This is a genomic window from Parasediminibacterium schistidii, assembly GCF_046546515.1.
In the GTDB taxonomy this organism is placed as follows: domain Bacteria; phylum Bacteroidota; class Bacteroidia; order Chitinophagales; family Chitinophagaceae; genus Parasediminibacterium.
On record NZ_JBKHKJ010000004.1, the window covers coordinates 50,587 to 68,399 of the forward strand.

A 17,813-nucleotide genomic window follows, 5' to 3' on the forward strand; every position below is an offset into this window, starting at 1 on the left:
GCACTTACGCTAATAATGCAGAAAAATAATTCCCTTCCACTCCAAGAGAAATTTATGATAACAGGCGATTATATAACTATCCCAATTAAAAAATGAAAGCAACTTCAACTCCAAAAAAATCGACTGCTGAAAAAGAAACAACAGCGCTTCTTGAAAAAGAAAACAAACAACTAAGCAGCTTTCAAAATTTGCTGTTGCAAACACCTGTTGCTATTGCTATTTTTCGTGGCAGTAAGTATATAGTTGAGTTAGCCAACAACAAGGCTTTAGAGGTAATAGTTAAAGACAGTAGCTTTATAGGCAAGCCACTTTTTGACGCCATGCCCGAATTGGAAAACCCGATAAAAGAAATTTTTGATAAAATAATGCAAACTGGCATTCCTTTTCAAGCTGATGAAATGGAATTGCCATTGTTTAGGAATAGTAAAACTAAAGCCGGTTGGTTTAATGTAAATTATCAACCTATCCGCGATGATGACAACACTATTTCGGGCATCATAGCATCGGCCAATGAGGTAACCGAACAGGTACTTGCCCGTAAAAAAGTGGAAGAAAGCGAAAAGCGCTACAACATGCTGCTGATGAAATCGCCTTTTGGGTTTGCCGTTTTTAAAGGTAAAAATATGGTGATAACCCTTGCCAATGATTCCATAAAAGAAATGTGGGGCAAAGGCAAAGATGTGGTGGGAAAACCATTGTTTGATATAATACCAGAATTTAAAGATTCTGCATTTCCGGGCTTACTTGATAAGGTGTATACCACCGGCATTCCTTATTATGGGGATGAACTTCTTGCCCCGGTTTTTCGCAATGGAAAACTGGAAGATGTGTATTTTAATTTTGTTTATCAACCCTATCTGGAAGCAGACGAAACTATTTCGGGTGTTACGGTGATTGCTTACGAGGTAACCGCTTCGGTAATTGTAAAAAAAGCATTAGAAGCACAGCAAGCGGCAGAGCAAAAAGCATTGATATTGGTGGAAGAAACCAATAAACGCTATTATTCTATGCTTATGGAATCTCCATTTGCTTTTTCTGTTATGAAAGGAAAAAACATGGTGATTACCCTTGCCAACGATTTGATAAAAGAATTTTGGGGCAAAGGGAAGGATGTGGAAGGTAAAGCATTATTGCAACTATTGCCCGAACTTATTGACCAGCCATTTCCCGAAATGATTGAGAAAGTTTATACGACAGGTATTCCAGTGTATGCCAATGAATTACTCGGAAAAGTAACCTACAATGGTCAGCTAAAACATAAGTATTTCAACGTTGTTTTCCAAGCTTACTATGAAGCAGACAACTCCATTTCTGGTGTTACACAAATAGCGTATGAAGTAACAGAAATGGTGATGGCACGCAAAAAAATAGAAGAAAGTGAGGCTCGGTTTAAGTCGATTGTAATGCAAACACCTGTGGCAATAGGTATTTATAAAGGCAAAGAATATATTGCAGAAATAGCCAACGAACACTGTTTGCAAATGCTTAATAAAGGTATGGACTTTGTAGGCAAACCCCTGTTTCACATATTGCCCGAACTAGAAACACAAGGGTTTAAAGGTCTTATGGATAACGTAATGGAAAGCGGAACAACGTTTTACGGAAATGAATTGGCATTTAATATCCATAAAAACAACATAAGCACACAAGGGTTTTACAATTTTATTATTAAACAGTTGAGAGCCGATGACGAATCCGTAACTGGAATCGTTGTGGTTGCCAGCGAAGTAACTGAACAGGTACTAGCCCGCCAAAAAGTAGAAGAAAGTGAACTGCGTTTTCGCAAACTTATTTATACTTCTCCATCAGCCATTGGCATTTTATTAGGCGAAGATTTGGTTATCACTACCGCTAATGAACCTATTATTGAAATTTGGGGAAAAGGGAAAGAGATAATGGGTAAGAAATATTTTGAAGCGTTACCCGAACTGGCAGAACAGGGATACAAAGAAGTTTTTAACCAAGTGTATAAAACGGGGATACCTTTTAATGCAATAGAAACGCCTGTAAGCATTTTGCAAAATGGAGTAACAACCCTAAAGTATTATAATTTTATTCTCTATCCGCAAAAAAATATAAATGGCGAAATAAATGGCATTGGCATTATAGCTACAGAAGTTACATCACAGGCAAAATATAACATACAAATTAAAGCAAGTGAAGAACGTTTTAGGCTTCTGGTAATGCAAGCACCAGTAGCCATTTGTGTATTGCGAGGAGAAGATTTTATATTCGAAACCATGAACCAAGAAATGGCTAATTTTTTGGATAGGAAAATAGAAGATTCACTAAACAAACCACTATTTGATGTATTAACTGAGGTGAAAGACCAAGTTTATAAAGAACTTTTGGATACGGTGTACAGTACTGGTAATCGTTATGTATCGCAAGAGCTTCCCCTCGTCATCAATCGAAACGGTAAACTGGAAGATGTATTTGTAAAATTTGTGTATGAACCCTTGCGTGAAGCCGATGGAACCGTATCTGGGGTGATGGTTTTAGCAGATGAAATAACGGATCAAGTAAATGCTAGAAAGGCTGTTGAAGTAAGCGAGAAAAAGTTTCGTCTCTTAACCAACAATATGCCGCAGAAAATAACCAATGCAGATGCCGAAGGCAATGTCATTTTTTTTAATCAGCAATGGATAGATGATACGGGCCTCACATTTGACGAATTAGTAAACTATGGTTGGGTTGAAGCCATGCACCCTGATGATTTGGAGCTTACCGTAAATAATTGGAAACATTCGGTTGCCACTGGCGAAATTTTCGATATGGAATGTCGCATTAAAAACAAGGAAGGTGGTTATAGGTGGAATTTAAGCAGAGCTGTGCCTATTAAAGATGAAACAGGCAAAATAATTATGTGGGTTGGCAGCAATACAGATATTCAGGAGCAAAAAGAACAAAATGAAAAACTGCAGCATGCGGTGGCAGTAAGAACACTGGAGTTATCGGAAGCCAATGAAGAGCTTATAAAAATGAACAAAGAATTAGAAGCATTCACTTATGTTTCAAGCCACGATTTGCAAGAGCCCTTGCGAAAAATCCGTACCATGGCAGGAAGAATATTAGAAAATGAAGAGCAAAACTTATCCGATACTGGAAAAAATCATTTCCGCCGTATGCAAAATGCAGCAGAAAGAATGCAAACACTTATTCAGGATTTATTGGCCTTCTCCCATTTAAGCATGGCAGATAGAAAATTTGAAACCACCAACCTTAACATTATTATTGAAGAAGTAAAGAGAGAATTTCAAGAAGCAATGGCTGAAAAAAATGCCGTGATAGAAGTGAGCGAAATCTGCGAAGCAAAAATTATTCCCTTCCAGTTTCGCCAGATCATACACAACCTCATTGGCAACGCTCTCAAGTTTTCAAATCCAACAATTCCACCGCACATCATAGTAAAGAGCCACATCATACAATATAATAAAATAAATGCTGCCAACCTTCCACCGCAAACAGCATATTGCCATATTTCCGTTTCTGACAACGGCATCGGATTTAAAAAAGAATATGCCGAAAAAATATTTGAAGTATTCCAAAAACTTCACAGCAAAGACGAATATGCAGGCACAGGCATTGGACTTGCTATTGTAAAAAAGATTGTTGATAATCATAATGGCGTTATTACAGCCACAAGCGAACTAAATAAAGGAACAACATTCAACATTTACATTCCTGCATGAAAAAATAACAACAACCAACGAAAACAGAAGACGAAAATAAAAATCCTGGCAAACGTTCCTGCTCGGCGGAGTCTCTGACTACGTCGGAGTGTGTGCAAATCTCGTGATTTGCGTCTTCATAAAACCCACATAGCGCAAGAGCTTAAACATTTTAGAGGCTTCATCTACAAATAACCCAAGAATAACTTTTCTGAAATACTAACATATTTAGTTTATCTTCGTGCAAAATTTAGCTTAAAGCATTGGAGACAAAATAACCCAGGCTAAATCGTAGTTCTTTTTTTTATAATATTAAAATAGTTGTAGTGCCAAAATAAGGTTTTGTTTTATGGGCATAAAATCACTCACAAATCACTCACTTTTTCTCACAAATCACTCATAAATCACGCACAAATCACTCATAAATCACGCACAAATCACTCATAAATCACGCACAAATCACTCATAAATCACGCACAAATCACTCACAAAACACTCATTTTAAAAAATACAAAAACACTGTATTTCAATGAGTTATGATGAAATAAGGCCTAAAAAATAAATTCAGGGCACCAAAAGCCAGAAAAATCAGGGTAGCAATGCCCCAGAAAATGGGTCATAAAAGTTTTTGGCTTGCCCTAATCAAGGTTGGCAATTGCTAGCACCTCAAAAAAAGAATTAGCCCAAATATCGACATTGTTTTTTCTATGGGATTTAAAAAATGCACTCAACTTGTGGAATATTTCCCGCCCTGTATCTCAATAGCAATAACAATTTAAAAAACGAGTTTATGGCAGAATTAATGGCATCCAACGAAACAAAAGGCAAGAAAAGAGGCACAAGGGGGCATAAAAAATCCACCCGTGTTGACCTTACCCCAATGGTTGACTTAGGTTTCCTGCTCATTACCTTTTTCATTTTTACAACCACCATGGGAGCAAACCAGGTAATGGACTTGAATATGCCAGCTAACTCAAACGATAAAACACCCGTACAAAACAAAGGTGCACTGACTATTTTATTAGGCGATAATAACCGTATGCTATATTATGAAGGGAAGTTGGAAGAAGGCGGTACCAATATCCACCCATCTTCTTTCAAGGATATAAGGAATGTACTTATAGCAAAAAAGAAAGCTGTTGCGGCAGAAGACCTCTTTGTCATCATCAAACCAACGGATGACAGCAGTTACCAAAACGTAGTGGCCATACTAGACGAAATCTCTATTAACGTAATTACCAGGTATGCAATTGACGAAGTAACTACAAACGAAAATATACTAGTTGCAGCTAAGGATAAAAACCCAATCCCCTCACTTAATTAAAAGATATTTATGTAATTATGTTTCAAATCAATGACTTATGAATGGAATACTGTTATTTAATGTTAGATAAAAGGGTTGTTTTTACAAATATTTATACCCCTTCTCTATTCTGTCTGCCAGCAGTTTTGCCTTTTCCTTTTCTGCCAAAGCAGCCGTTGCAAAGGTTTTTATTTGTGTTTGCCCTTTGGTGCCAGCTTTCCCAAAACGGGTAATTAGCTTAGCCCCGTCAATAGCTGCTTCCCAAAATTTATGGCTTTTTTCATCCTTAAAGAAGATGCTGGTGAAGGATAGGTGGCTGTATGGCGTATTTTCAGCCTTTTCTGCCTCATCCTGGGCGAATAATTGCGTTTGGCTGTACTTGGTTGTTTCGGTATTTTTTGCGGCTAAAAATAGGCTTTTTTCGTCTTTTTCGGTTTCTGCCTCCGTTGACGATGCTTCCTTTAACCTTTTCAAGATTAAATTGATTACTCTTTTAGGCTCTTGTAACCAGTCTTTGGCCGTTACAAAAATCATCTTCCAGCCAAAAGTTTTCAATATGGCTGGGCGTTGGTAATACAACTCCAGTAAGTTATTGCTTTGATAGTGTTCTTCGTTGTCTATCAACACACAAAGTGTATATACCTCATCTTCTTTGTTCAACTTAACAGCCAAAGATACCTTGAAATCAGACTGCCCTATTTGCATGTCTGCTGAATAACCCAAACCCTCTAGTTGTGCCTTTATCTCGCTGGATATAATTGAAGTATAATTACTGCTTATATTCTCTTTATTATTGATAGACAATGACGTTAGTATAGTTTTCGCCATTTCCATGTCGCCATTGCTCACTAACTCTGCATATTGAAGGAAACGTTTAAAGTAATTGGCCCCTTCGTTATACTCGTTGGTTATATGGTGATGTTTGATACTGCTAACCATTGCCATATGCTTTTTAGCCCTACTGAAAATTACATTCAACCTATTCTCACCACCTTTCTTGTTGATAGGACCAAAATTCATCAGCATCTTCTTTCGGGCATCAAAGCCATAGCACACACTCATAATGATGATGTCCCTTTCATCCCCTTGTACATTCTCTAGGTTCTTTATAAATAACCCAATAAATTGATTATCAATGCTTTTGTTATAGGCTTCTTCTAATTGTTGTTCAAATAATTTGTCCTTTTCTGCCAATGTAGCTAAGGCATCTTCTATTGTATTTTGTTGTTCCTGGCTAAATGCCACAATGCCAATGCTTTCATCGGTTTGCCTGTTCAATAATTCCCTTACTAGGTGAGCTATATAGTTGGCTTCCCCTTGGTTATTGCGGTGTTCGTATACGCTATTGGGTAGATAATGGTAGCTCATGCTTCTATCAAATAAAGCATCTGCATAGCTTGTTGCATCTGTTGCTCCTAGTACTTCTATCTGGCTTTTTGCTGTATGGTGGATGGTTTTGTCGGGGATAGTCAGTAAACCTGCGTCATAAAAAGCATGGTTGCTGTAGCTAATCAAGGTTTCATAATGGCTACGGTAATGCCAGCCCAGCATCACGCTACTAAGCTTTTTTGCCCCTTGTGTCAGTAAGCTGTCTGCGTCATTGCTTAATATTTCGTCGTCCATTTCATCAACATCAAAGTCCATATCATCCGGGTCTTCTGCTTTGGCAGAAAAGAAATTGGTCGGCGGCATTTGCTTTTCATCACCTACGATAATGGTCTGCGGTGCCCGATATAATGCAGGTATACCCTCTTCTAAAGTTATCTGGCTTGCCTCGTCAAATATGATGATGTCAAATAAATTGTTGTCCAGTGGCAGGCTATCGCTTACACTTAAAGGACTCATTAGCCAAACTGGCTTGATATCTTTCAGCACCATGCCGCTTTCCTTCGCTGCCAATTCTCTGATGCTTTTAAACCGCATCGATTTAGAAAACTCATTCTCTACTATTTTCCTCCCTTCGGTATAGTTCTTTTTAAAAAGCTTTTGGTCTGGGTTCAATTGACTCACAGCCGTATTGCTAATTTCCACATTGGTCAAGAACCGTTTACGTACAGATGCCCGGATATGGTTGGCGTTCAGGTTGAGCAATTGTGTATAGCAAACCTGTATCTCTTTTGCCGCTTTTTCTAATGCCTGTATATCTATATCAGCAAAAGTTTTGTTTTCTCTATAGGTGTTGCCAATAGCTTTATTGGCCATTGCCGCTTCTATTTGTAGCGGCGATAGGCTGGCATGGCGCACAGTTTCTTTCAACAAAGAAGGTAATTGGGAGAAGTTTCGCAACGAAGGCAATAAATCCCTTAAAGCATCTGTATTGCTGCTGATGCTTTCCAATTCGTCTATAATGGTAGCTATATCCTTTTCGTTATAGCCTACCAAGCATTGCTGTAATTGCTTTTCAGCGTCATATACAACTACACTTAACTTGATAAGCTGTGCAATTAAGGCGTTGGCATTTTTATGCGTTGTCAAATAGCTTATTTCGTTTTCGCCATGTTTTGCCCTTAAGCGCTCTATGCTCAGGTATATCATTTCTATATTGTCTACCTGATAGTCTGTTTCCAACTCTTGTTTTGTCTGAGAAACCAAGTTTGCCACTTGGTACTCTGTTTGCAAAAGGGTAAGAACTTGGGTATAGGTTGGCGTCACTGGATGTTTGGAGAAATCATAAACAGCATCCAACTGCCTTTTCAGGCTTTTCCATTGGCCATTCAGGAAGCTGAAAAAGCGGCCTTCTTGTTTTGTGGCAATGGTCAATGCCTGCATGGTATCTTGCTCGCCAAACTTGGTTTTCCAGTTGCTTGCCTGCTGCTTTGCCTGTTCGTGTTGCTTTTGCTGCTGCCGATAGGTTTTTATCTTCTTTTCAAACTTTTTGGTAGCAGGGTTGGTTGTATCTGTCAGGAACAGGTTATTGCCTACCAGCAAAGGCTCAAGCAAAGTAGCGTATTGAACTAAGTTTTTTATTTGGGTAATCGTACTTGCACGTTCAGGGTCAATATCTTCTTTTTGGATGATGGTATTAATTTGCCCCAATAAGCCAATGCTGCTTTTAGTCAGCTTATCCAATAGGTTTTGTGGGTTTTCTGCAACAAAAACAGACCCTTTTACTTTGCTGAAAGGATGGTTGGCAAATATATCTTCTGCCCCTGTTTCTTCTAATGCCTTGCCCAGGTCCTTGATAATCTCTCCAAACTGTAGCCAATCACAATAAGGGGGTAATACTTCTTCCTCTTGTTGGGAGATGGGTTGCAAATGCGCTTTCAATTCTATCAAACGCTCAATCAACTGCCGTATGGATATGCCATTTTTTATGGTAATATCCATATTGCTTGAATGGAATTGGTGCAATATTTCCATTTGCACATGCATAGTCTGTAGTATTGCCTTGCGCTTTACTTCAATACCTGTCAAGTCCATTCGCCGTGCTGTGAAGTCTTCGTACGTAGTTTTTAAATCCTTTACAAAAGATCGTTTGTCGCTTTGGCTATCATGAATATAGCAGCACAACTCGTCCAGCCCCTGTTGTTTCAAGCGATGGTACACTACATCCAGCGCAGCCCTTTTTTCGCAAACGAACAAGATGCTTTTGCCCCTAGCCAAAAAATCTGCTATTAAATTAGTAATAGTCTGGCTTTTACCTGTGCCTGGGGGGCCTTGTATAATATAACTTTCACCCGTCCTACTTTGCAAAATGGCCTTGGTTTGTGTAGGGTCTGCGGTAATGATGTGCTGCCATTCTTCTGGCTTGTTCAGATCATGCACTGCTTCGCTTTGTTGCCTGGGTTGAGTGCTGAACAGTTGCTCAAAAACCTTGTGTTCTATCTGTCTGTCTATAATCTGGTTATAGTCCCTCACCAAGCTCATCTGCTTGTAGTTGAAATTGCCCAGTACCATATTGCAAGTGTCAAAATCCCAGCTATAGGGATTGCTTTCGCTATCGGTCAATTCAATAGACTGACTTTTATCGGTTATAACCTTGCCATTTGTTGTATTGGCTGCCGTATCTACTGTGTCATCATCTGCCACAAACTCAAAAATGGGTTTACGCTGTAAACTTCCTTGTTGGTTGCCTTTTTTCAGCATCTTCTTTTTGTAGCTGACAATGGTTTGCACAGCAACCGTATAAGTTAATTTTATGCGGGGCTTGTCAATAAGGCTCAAGGAAATGCCTTGGTTAGCCCCTGCTATCTGCGCTTTCAACACATCGTAAAATTCGGCTACGCTCATTTCATCCAGATCAATAAAATCGGGTAGCTGTATGCCATACAAGTCTTTTAAAACATTGGCTAGAATTGGGTTTACCTCGGCCTGGTTGTCTTCAATGGAACATATATAGTGGTCTTCGTTCAGTTTCTTGTTTTTCTTCAATTCGGTTGGTACAAGCAGCAATGGACTTTGTATCCGCTCTTCTTTTTCATCTTTCAAATTGTGCCAATTCAAGAAAGCAATCACTATTTTTAATTGGCTAAAACCATATTCCTGTATGTTTTTCTTGTTTTCCGAGCGTATTTTCTCTAATGAAGAAGGCAAGTAAGCATGGTCTTCAAAACGCAGGTATTTGTTGAGCAATATTTCTTTCATGCCAACCACCTTGTCCGCTATTTCTTCGTTCCACGTAAACAATAACTCTGGGCGTATACTTTGATAGTGTAGCACCATGGGCATACTGCTAACCGTAAGGTTTACAAAACGGACATTGGGCTTGTAATACAAAAGGCGGTTGCGGCGGCTGGTATCAAACAGGCGGTTGCGCAGCTTATTGAGTATGTACTGGCTCCTACCTGATAAATCTTTATTGATCCAGCCGCTTAGGTTGCTTAAATCTGCCTGCTTTTCGGGGTTGTAATCACGGTAGTGTTTTAAACGTAGGATAATATCGTACAAATCTGCACTACGCTTTTGCCTGTCCAGCTCCGTCATTTCCGTTATTAGAGAAGCGATGGCAGGGTGTATTTTCGGGTTGATTTGCAAAGGGGTTGCCCCGTGCTGGGCAAATGCCTTCAAATCCTTTTCATTGTGCAAATCAATGCCAAGTGCAATGCTCGCCAAGAGCAAGCCAAGGCAAAATATATCGGTAAGGGCATCGTGATGGCCTAGCAAATGCTCATAAGATTGGTAGCCTAATAAATAGGCAGTATATTTTAAGGGTTTATCAATGTCTAAATGTATTTGCAGGTTTTCAGTTGATTTGGTGCCTTTGTCAAGATTGTCGTTTGTTTTAACCAAATTCGTTACTTCAAAATGCAATGCTTCGTTTTTAGCGAAAAGTAATTTTATTTTTTCAAGTGCTAGGACAGGGGCGTGGGCTTGTTTTGTATCTATATATAAAGTATTGTTGCTAACAAATAGTGTCTCCTCTTTTTCAAAAGGGGCTACCAAGCCTGTTTCGTGCAATTCCAATACTTGTTCAAATAAGGGCAATATGAAAGATACCACATCATCTGTGCTGTACAACCCGTTTTCAAAAGCGGTTGCTATAAAATGATTAAAACTAATTTTTGGGGTGCCTTGCATTTGCCATGGGGTTTTGTTTATCTGTTAAATTTAGGTTGGCTAAGAAACAAGCAATTTAACCACAAGGAACACAAATGTTTTAAACAAAGTACACTAGATAAAGACACTACCCTGGGTTGTGCAGATTCTTTGTGCCCTTTATATGTCCCTTTGCCTTGTGTTCTTTGTGTTTCCCATTCCTTGTGAACCTCGTGGTAAAAACTATCCAGCACAAGATTTAGGATAGCCTAAAAATACGCTGTAGTGAAAATACACTAAAATCCAAACTTGTACTTCGTCTCAAAATTCAATGGCACATTAACGTTGATCCCAGCTTTGCCGATGCGGGTATTCCCTTTCACGCTTACCAGTGCTTCTTGGTTCATCAGGATTGAAAAACCCTTTTTCAGGAAGTCCCCCCAGTTAAATTCTACCGAAGCCGGCACTACAAAAACTGACCTTTTGTCAATGTGCATGCTCGTGTCTAGCAGGTACTTCCCAAGCAAGCTTTGGTTTAAATATACATCGCAGTCTATCTTTTTCAATGTAACGCCAAAACTATTAGGGTTGTAATAAACAAGGTTCATGCCGATGGCAGTCCTGCTTAAACCTAGGTGTTTTAGCTGGATGTCCTTTACTTCCCTGTATTCAAATGCTTGTGGACGCTTGCAAGCGTGCATTGCCAAAAAGGGCAATAGGAGGGCAAATAGGCGTATTTTCTTCATGGTAATGATATTTATAGCAACAATAATAAATAAGGGCGGGATTAAGTCATTTCGTTTCGATTTTTATCGTAATTTTAAGCTAATAAAGTTAGTATTTCCTGTAATTTTATTTTTTAAAATTCAATAAAATTTTTGATTAATTATTTAGTATAAAATTTAGTTATTATTATATTGAAAATCAATGTTTTATAAAATATTTATTCATTTAAAATAACAAGATATTTATTGATATAAACTATAATATAGCCAGTTATTTACCTCTTTTTAGTACGTTCTTTAAAACCCTATTTTAATATATGATTATCATTGAAAATCAATACTTTGCACCTGTAAACTACTATGTTGCTTTGTTTGAAAACACACATTGCAAGATTGAGCAATTTGAAGCCTACCAGAAAATGAGTTTTAGGAACAGGTGCATCGTCGTGGGGAGCAATGGGTTGATAAACCTCACCATTCCCGTGGAAGGAGGAAGGAACAGCAGGCAATTGGTGAAGGACATAAAAATTAGTTATTCCGAGGCTTGGCAGGATAGGCATTGGAAGGCAATAGTGAGCAGCTATGCCAAAGCCCCCTTCTTTGAATATTATAAACACGTTGCAGAAAAACTGATAAAAAAGCAGGATGCTTTTTTGCTGGATAAAAACATGGCCATTTTAGCATGGCTAAAAAAAGTGTTTCATCTGCCCACCGAAATTGAATTGACAAATGAATATGTGGACACAATGTCAGTTGGGGAAAAGGATTTTAGGAATCATTGGCTGCCTAAAAATTACAAGGATGTGGATAGTTCTCAAGTGGTGTATAACCAGGTTTTTGAAAGCAAGCTTGGTTTCAAAAAAAATGCAAGCATAATGGACCTGCTTTTCTGTGAGGGGCCAAATGCTAAAGACTTGCTAAAAGCGGCTGCCACAGGCAACGAAGCAGGATAGTTTGGTATATTGTAGTTATTTTGTATAGTTTCTATTTATCCCTACCTCCTTTAGTACCTTTTTTTAGCTGGATAATGATTAAAAAATTATTTTTCTTTTTTGCCGCCTGTTTAGTTTTTTCATGCTTGAGTGCGCAAAACTTCTCAAATAAGGGGAATGATTTCTGGCTGGGGTATGGGTATCATATTAATATGGATGACCAGCAAACGCAGGCTAACTACAATGCACAGGAAATGGTGCTATATTTTACAACTGACAAGGATTCGGCAATTGTAAATGTAGAAATGCCAGCAAATGGGTACAGGAAAACATATAAAGTAAAAGCCAACCAAGTAACCGAGTCTGATCCATTGCCCAAAAGCGGTGCGCAAGATGCAAGGATAAATGATACAGGCACATTTAACAGGGGTATACATATTTACAGTGACAAGGATATTGTAGCTTATGCCCATATTTACAATTCCAGCATATCTGGTGCAACTTTGCTGTTGCCCACTGCTGTATTAGGAAAGGAATATTATAGCATTAATTATACGCAGTCTTGCAATGATATTAACGCCAATTCTTTTTGCTTTGTAGTAGCCACGGAAGACAATACAACTGTGGAAATTACACCTGCGGCAGACAATAACAATGGCATTTCAGTTGGAAAACCTTTTAACGTAGTGCTGAACAAAGGGCAGATTTACAATGTAATGGGTACAATAGACAAAAATAATGGCAAAATAGGTTCAGATTTAACGGGTACCCACATACGAAGTATTGCAACTCCTGGTACTACTGGCTGTAAAAAAATTGCTGTTTTTTCTGGCTCCGGAAAAATGAGCATTGGTTACGTTACGCCATCCCGCAATAATGCGGGGGGCAACCAGACGGGCAGTGCTGATAATTTATTTGCGCAGGCAATCCCCGCCTCAGCATGGGGCTTGCATTATTTAACAGCACCCACAGGCTCCCAACCCAATAATTATTACCGTATTTGTGTTTCAGACCCTACTACAATAGTAAAATTGAACGGGGTTGTTATCCCATCTGCTTATTTATTAAGGAATTTCTTTTATGAATTAAAAAATAGTCAACCGCTCAGTGTGGCGGGTGATGGTACTAAAACTGTAAGTACAGCAGTTCCAAATGATATTGAGGCAGACAAACCTATTACCATTGCGCAATATTGTACTACGCAAAATACAGATGGCAACCCTGCTAGCCTCGGCGACCCGGAAATGATTTATTTAAGCTCTGTAGAACAAACAATTAATAATATTACTCTTAATTCTACGCGACATTATCAAATTACAGAACACTGGATAAATGTAATTATTGGGGTTGGAGGCGTTAAAAGTTTTACTTTGGATGGTGTTTCGAGGACTGGTGATTTTAAAGTCCACCCACAAAACCCCAATTATGCGTATGCTAAATTTTCTGTTCCTAAAGGTTCCCATTCATTATATTCTGATACTGGCTTTAATGCCATAGCTTATGGCTTTGGCGCCAACGAAAGCTATGGCTACAATGCAGGCACCAATGTGAAAGATTTGTACCAGCCTGTATTTCAAAACCCTTATGCCCGGTTAGATTTTGCGGCAACCTGCACCAAAACGCCTTTTACTTTTGCTGTGCCATTGTCTTACCAGCCTACCACCCTAACATGGGATTTTGGCAATAACCCCAATTTATCACCCAGCAATACTGTTGGCCCTATTGCTTCCCCGGTATATGATAGTACAAATGTTATAGGTGGAAAACACATTTATTATTACAGCACCAACACCACCTATTCATTTTCAAAATCAGGGAATGATACTATTATGTTATATACCACAAACCCTACCCCTGATGGGTGCAATTCAAACACCGCTACATTAGTAGTGCCAGTGGTAGTAAATGACAAGCCAACTGCTAATTTTGTAACCAGCAATACTAAATGCTTGGGCGACAACCTTCAATTTACCGATGCTACTTCGGATCTTGGTGCGAGCACTGTAATATCGGGGGTTTGGGATTTTGTAGATGGTAGCCCTGCACCATTAACCCAGTTGAACCCGCTTCACCAGTTTCCTGCGGCTGGAACATACAAGGTTAAATACCGAGCAATCACCAACTTTGGATGCAGTGGCGACACGGTGCTGCCTGTAACCATTTATCCTTTGCCTGTTGGCAATTTTGGCATAAGCGTTGCAAATTGTATAAAGGACAGCATCGTGTTTTCAGATTCGTCAACAATTAGCAGCGGCACAGTGGTGAAAAGGTATTGGGACTATGGCAATGGCGTAAAAGATACATTGACTACCATTGATTCCAAGCCGCAAGTATATACTGCTGCAGGGCAGGTAACCGTAACATTGGTAACCGAAAGTGCCAATGGGTGCAAAAGCGCACCTGTTGCTAAAACCTTTACCGTGCACCCGCTGCCAATACCAGATTTTTCCACCCCGGGCATTTGCTTGCCGGCTGGGTCGGCTATTTTTAATAATGCCACTACTGTTGCCGACAACTCAACCCTCACGTACTACTGGTTGTTTGGGGATGGAGGGATAGATAGTGTTACAACGCCTGCGCACAATTATGTTACTGGTGGACCATTCACCGTAAAACTAACAGCCACTTCGCAATATGGTTGCAAAAATGATACTTCAAAAATTGTTGCCAATATATACGCCCAGCAAAAAGCAGGTTTCAGCGTAAGCAAGGAAGTTTGCCTTGGCGATTCAACGGTTTACCTAGATCAAACCGTGGCCGCAACAGGCAACACCATTGTAAAATGGCATTGGGATTTTGGCGATGGTAGTGCCATTGACACAACGCCCAACCCCAAGCACCTGTATGCTGCTGCTGGTACAGACAGTGTAAGGTTCTTTGTTTATACAGACCATGGCTGCCCCAGCGACACGGTGGTAAAAGCCACGGTAGTAAATCCATTGCCCACTGCTATTTTTGACATAACAACTCCCCAGTTGTGCGAAACAAGGCCAATCAGTTTTGCCGATAGGAGCAAAGCCAATGTAGGAAATATAGTTAGCTGGCACTGGGATTTTAAGGATGGAACCACGTTAGATGCTACCAACGGTAATCCTGTTATCCATACATATCCTGTTTGGAAAAACGATTCTACGAAATTGGCCGTACAGACAGACAAGGGCTGCAAAAGCGATACTACCAAACTAGTAGCCGTAAGCCCTTTGCCGAAAGTAGGCTTTACCATGCCGGATATTTGTTTGTCTGACAAGAATGCTTCTTTCTTGGATACTTCACATATTGCAGATAACACTGAGTTATCCTTTAAATACCACTGGCGGTTTGATACTACCATAACAGCAGTGCCATTAAATAAATATCCAACGCCGCCAACTGCTACTGGCTACAACCCAAGCGTTGCTTATCGTTACCCGGCAGATTATGTGGTGATAGATTCTGTTACTTCCAGCAATGGCTGTACCAGCGTATTGGCACAAACATTCACCGTGAATGGGGCAAACCCAGTGGCTGGGTACAAGGTATTGCAACCAGCAAGGCTTTGCAGCAACGATAGTGTTAGGATATTGAACACCTCCACTGTTGACTTTGGGCGGCTGGTAAAAGTGGAAGTTTATTGGGACTATGCAAATAACCCCACGGTGAAAGATGTGTATGCAAATTACCCAGATAGCGGGCAGGTTTATAGCCACATATATTCTTCTTTTTTGGTAACCAATGCGGCTACAAAACAATACAAAGTAAGGCTGGTGGCATTTTCAGGCACGCAGTGCAGCAATGAAATTACCCAGACTGTAACGCTAATCCCTGTGCCTAAAGTGCAGTTTACCACCATGCCAGGCATTTGCCACGATACCACTGCCCGACAAATAACACAGGCATCAGAAGTTACGGGCATACCCAAGGCAAGTGATGTGTTTAGCGGCATGGGCGTAAGTGCCACAGGCTTGTTTACCCCGCAATCTATTGCTCCTGGCAAGGATAGCATTCAATATAAATTTACAAGTACCAATGGGTGCAGCGACAGCACGAAGCAAGCAATTGTTACTTGGCCTTCGCCAGTGGCTAAATGGGGCATCAATAGCCCTGCTTGCGAAAGGCAGGCGGTTACTTTTACAGACAGCTCCGTGGCCAAATTTAGCAATATTGCACAATGGGAGTGGAATTTTGGGGACGCTACTACTGCTGTTAAAAACACAGGCGCACCCTTTACCAAAATATACACAACTGCCAGCCAAAATGGTTTTAATGCCAGCCTGCGTGTAATAACCGATAGCGGCTGTAGGAGTGTGTATAACACGCAAAAATTGGCTATCCAATATACCCCTGTGCCAGATTTTGAATTGCCAGTTTCGGTTTGCTTGCCCGATGGCAATGCAACGTTTACCAGCACCACAACCATTGGCGATAAGAGCAGTTTGTTGTTGATAAACCATGCTTGGGATTTTGGCGACCCGAACGACCCAACCCCTTCCACCTCTGTGCCTATCGCCACGCATAGATATACATCCTTGCCGTCAGCAAGTGGCTTTCCAGTAAAGCTTACGGTAACCAAAAATGGTTGTAGCGAAAGCACAACTAAATATTTTACTGCCGTCCACCCGCAGCCAAAAGCTAAGTTTACAGCCATTCCATCAGCAGTGTGCAAGGGGGATTCTATCTATTTTACAGATGCAACCATTAGCCAAAGCCCAGTTACAAAATGGAAGTGGGACTTAGCGGAAGGGTTTACAGACACCGTACGAAACCCCGCACGGGCATTTAATGATAGTGGCATTTTTACAATTACCATGTACAGCTACAACCAGCAAAATTGTATAAGCGATACTGCCAAGCAAACAGTAACCATCAATCCATACCCACATTTGGAACTAGGGGATACTAGATATGTGTTCCTAGGCAGTTCTATTCGGTTAAAACCAGTGTTGGTGTATAATGACAGTGCATACTTATGGAGCCCGTCTACTTATTTAGACGACCCCACGGCACGCGAGCCGTTGTGCACACCCATTTTTAATAAGCAATATAAACTTACGCTAACAGGCAAAGGCAGTTGCAGTATCAGCGATGTCATTGATGTAGTAGTAGTTAGGGATTTGGAAGTGGCCAATGCTTTTTCACCCAATGGCGACCATGTAAATGATACTTGGAAAATAAATAATATAGAAAGCTATCCCAAAGTGGTGGTAGAAATATTTGACAGGTCGGGCCAGCCAGTTTACAGATCAGAAGGGTACAACAACCAAAATGGATGGGATGGCACATATAATGGAAAGCCACTGCCTGTGGCTACCTATTATTATATCATTACCCCGCACAATGGCAAGCAAACAAAAAGTGGGTCTATAACTTTGATTAGGTAGGGGTGAAAAGAAATTTTACGATAATAGAAGTTTTCGGAAATTGCGAATATGCTATCTTGCACGCCGAGAAAAAAGTGAATGAGGGAATCGGGTTGCAAGGTATGTAGGGGCAGAAAATATTCTGCCCCTACAGTGTAAAAGGAATCAGTATAGCCCAGAGAATGGATAATAATATCTTGTGTAGAAAGCATTTTTGAAAAAAAACACATCTATTTAGTGGAAAATCAGGTTTAAAATAGTATTCTTGTTTAAAATTTATAACCCCAAAAGAATAAATTGACTGCAATTGGCAAACATATAGATGGAATGGTATATGCTTTTGGGCTTGTAGTTGTCGTAAATTCAAGAAA

6 protein-coding genes are annotated in these 17,813 nt (G+C 39.9%); 4 read left to right on the forward strand and 2 right to left on the reverse strand.

The genetic code is table 11. The features are described 5' to 3' along the window. Nucleotides 1–92: 92 nt before the first annotated feature. Both ACHFIY_RS03275 and ACHFIY_RS03280 read left to right on the forward strand, forming a co-directional pair. Nucleotides 93–3,692: a PAS domain-containing sensor histidine kinase gene (locus tag ACHFIY_RS03275; RefSeq protein ID WP_410844628.1), complete on the forward strand. Its 3,600-nt coding sequence runs from the start codon at nt 93–95 to the stop codon at nt 3,690–3,692. A gap of 769 nt (nt 3,693–4,461) precedes the next feature. Continuing rightward, nucleotides 4,462–4,995 carry an ExbD/TolR family protein gene (locus ACHFIY_RS03280; protein WP_410844629.1) on the forward strand — a complete coding sequence of 178 codons (534 nt, stop codon included), beginning with the start codon at nt 4,462–4,464 and terminating at the stop codon, nt 4,993–4,995. Between the two features lie 81 nt (nt 4,996–5,076). Here ACHFIY_RS03280 and ACHFIY_RS03285 read toward each other — a convergent pair whose 3' ends face one another. Further along, nucleotides 5,077–10,491 (reverse strand): AAA domain-containing protein, encoded by a 5,415-nt coding sequence (locus ACHFIY_RS03285; RefSeq protein ID WP_410844630.1) that lies wholly within the window; start codon nt 10,489–10,491, stop codon nt 5,077–5,079. Between the two features lie 254 nt (nt 10,492–10,745). Beyond that, entirely contained in the window at nt 10,746–11,195 is a 450-nt protein-coding gene (locus tag ACHFIY_RS03290) for an LEA/WHy family protein (RefSeq protein ID WP_410844631.1), read from the reverse strand. Between the two features lie 296 nt (nt 11,196–11,491). Between ACHFIY_RS03290 and ACHFIY_RS03295 the strand changes: the two genes are divergently transcribed. Both ACHFIY_RS03295 and ACHFIY_RS03300 read left to right on the forward strand, forming a co-directional pair. Then, complete coding sequence (locus ACHFIY_RS03295) at nt 11,492–12,127, forward strand: WbqC family protein (RefSeq protein WP_410844632.1); 636 nt, start codon at nt 11,492–11,494, stop codon at nt 12,125–12,127. Nucleotides 12,128–12,318: 191 nt separating this feature from the next. Further along, on the forward strand, nt 12,319–17,463 hold the full coding sequence (locus ACHFIY_RS03300; protein WP_410844633.1) for a PKD domain-containing protein: 5,145 nt from the start codon (nt 12,319–12,321) through the stop codon (nt 17,461–17,463). The last annotated feature ends 350 nt before the right edge of the window (nt 17,464–17,813 follow it).

Coding starts and splice junctions, on each gene's coding strand:
- ACHFIY_RS03275 (WP_410844628.1), top strand. CDS start 93: ATGAAAGCAACTTCAACTCCAAAAAAATCGACTGCTGAAAAAGAAACA.
- ACHFIY_RS03280 (WP_410844629.1), top strand. CDS start 4,462: ATGGCAGAATTAATGGCATCCAACGAAACAAAAGGCAAGAAAAGAGGC.
- ACHFIY_RS03300 (WP_410844633.1), top strand. CDS start 12,319: ATGGATGACCAGCAAACGCAGGCTAACTACAATGCACAGGAAATGGTG.
- ACHFIY_RS03295 (WP_410844632.1), top strand. CDS start 11,492: ATGATTATCATTGAAAATCAATACTTTGCACCTGTAAACTACTATGTT.
- ACHFIY_RS03285 (WP_410844630.1), bottom strand. CDS start 10,491: ATGCAAGGCACCCCAAAAATTAGTTTTAATCATTTTATAGCAACCGCT.
- ACHFIY_RS03290 (WP_410844631.1), bottom strand. CDS start 11,195: ATGAAGAAAATACGCCTATTTGCCCTCCTATTGCCCTTTTTGGCAATG.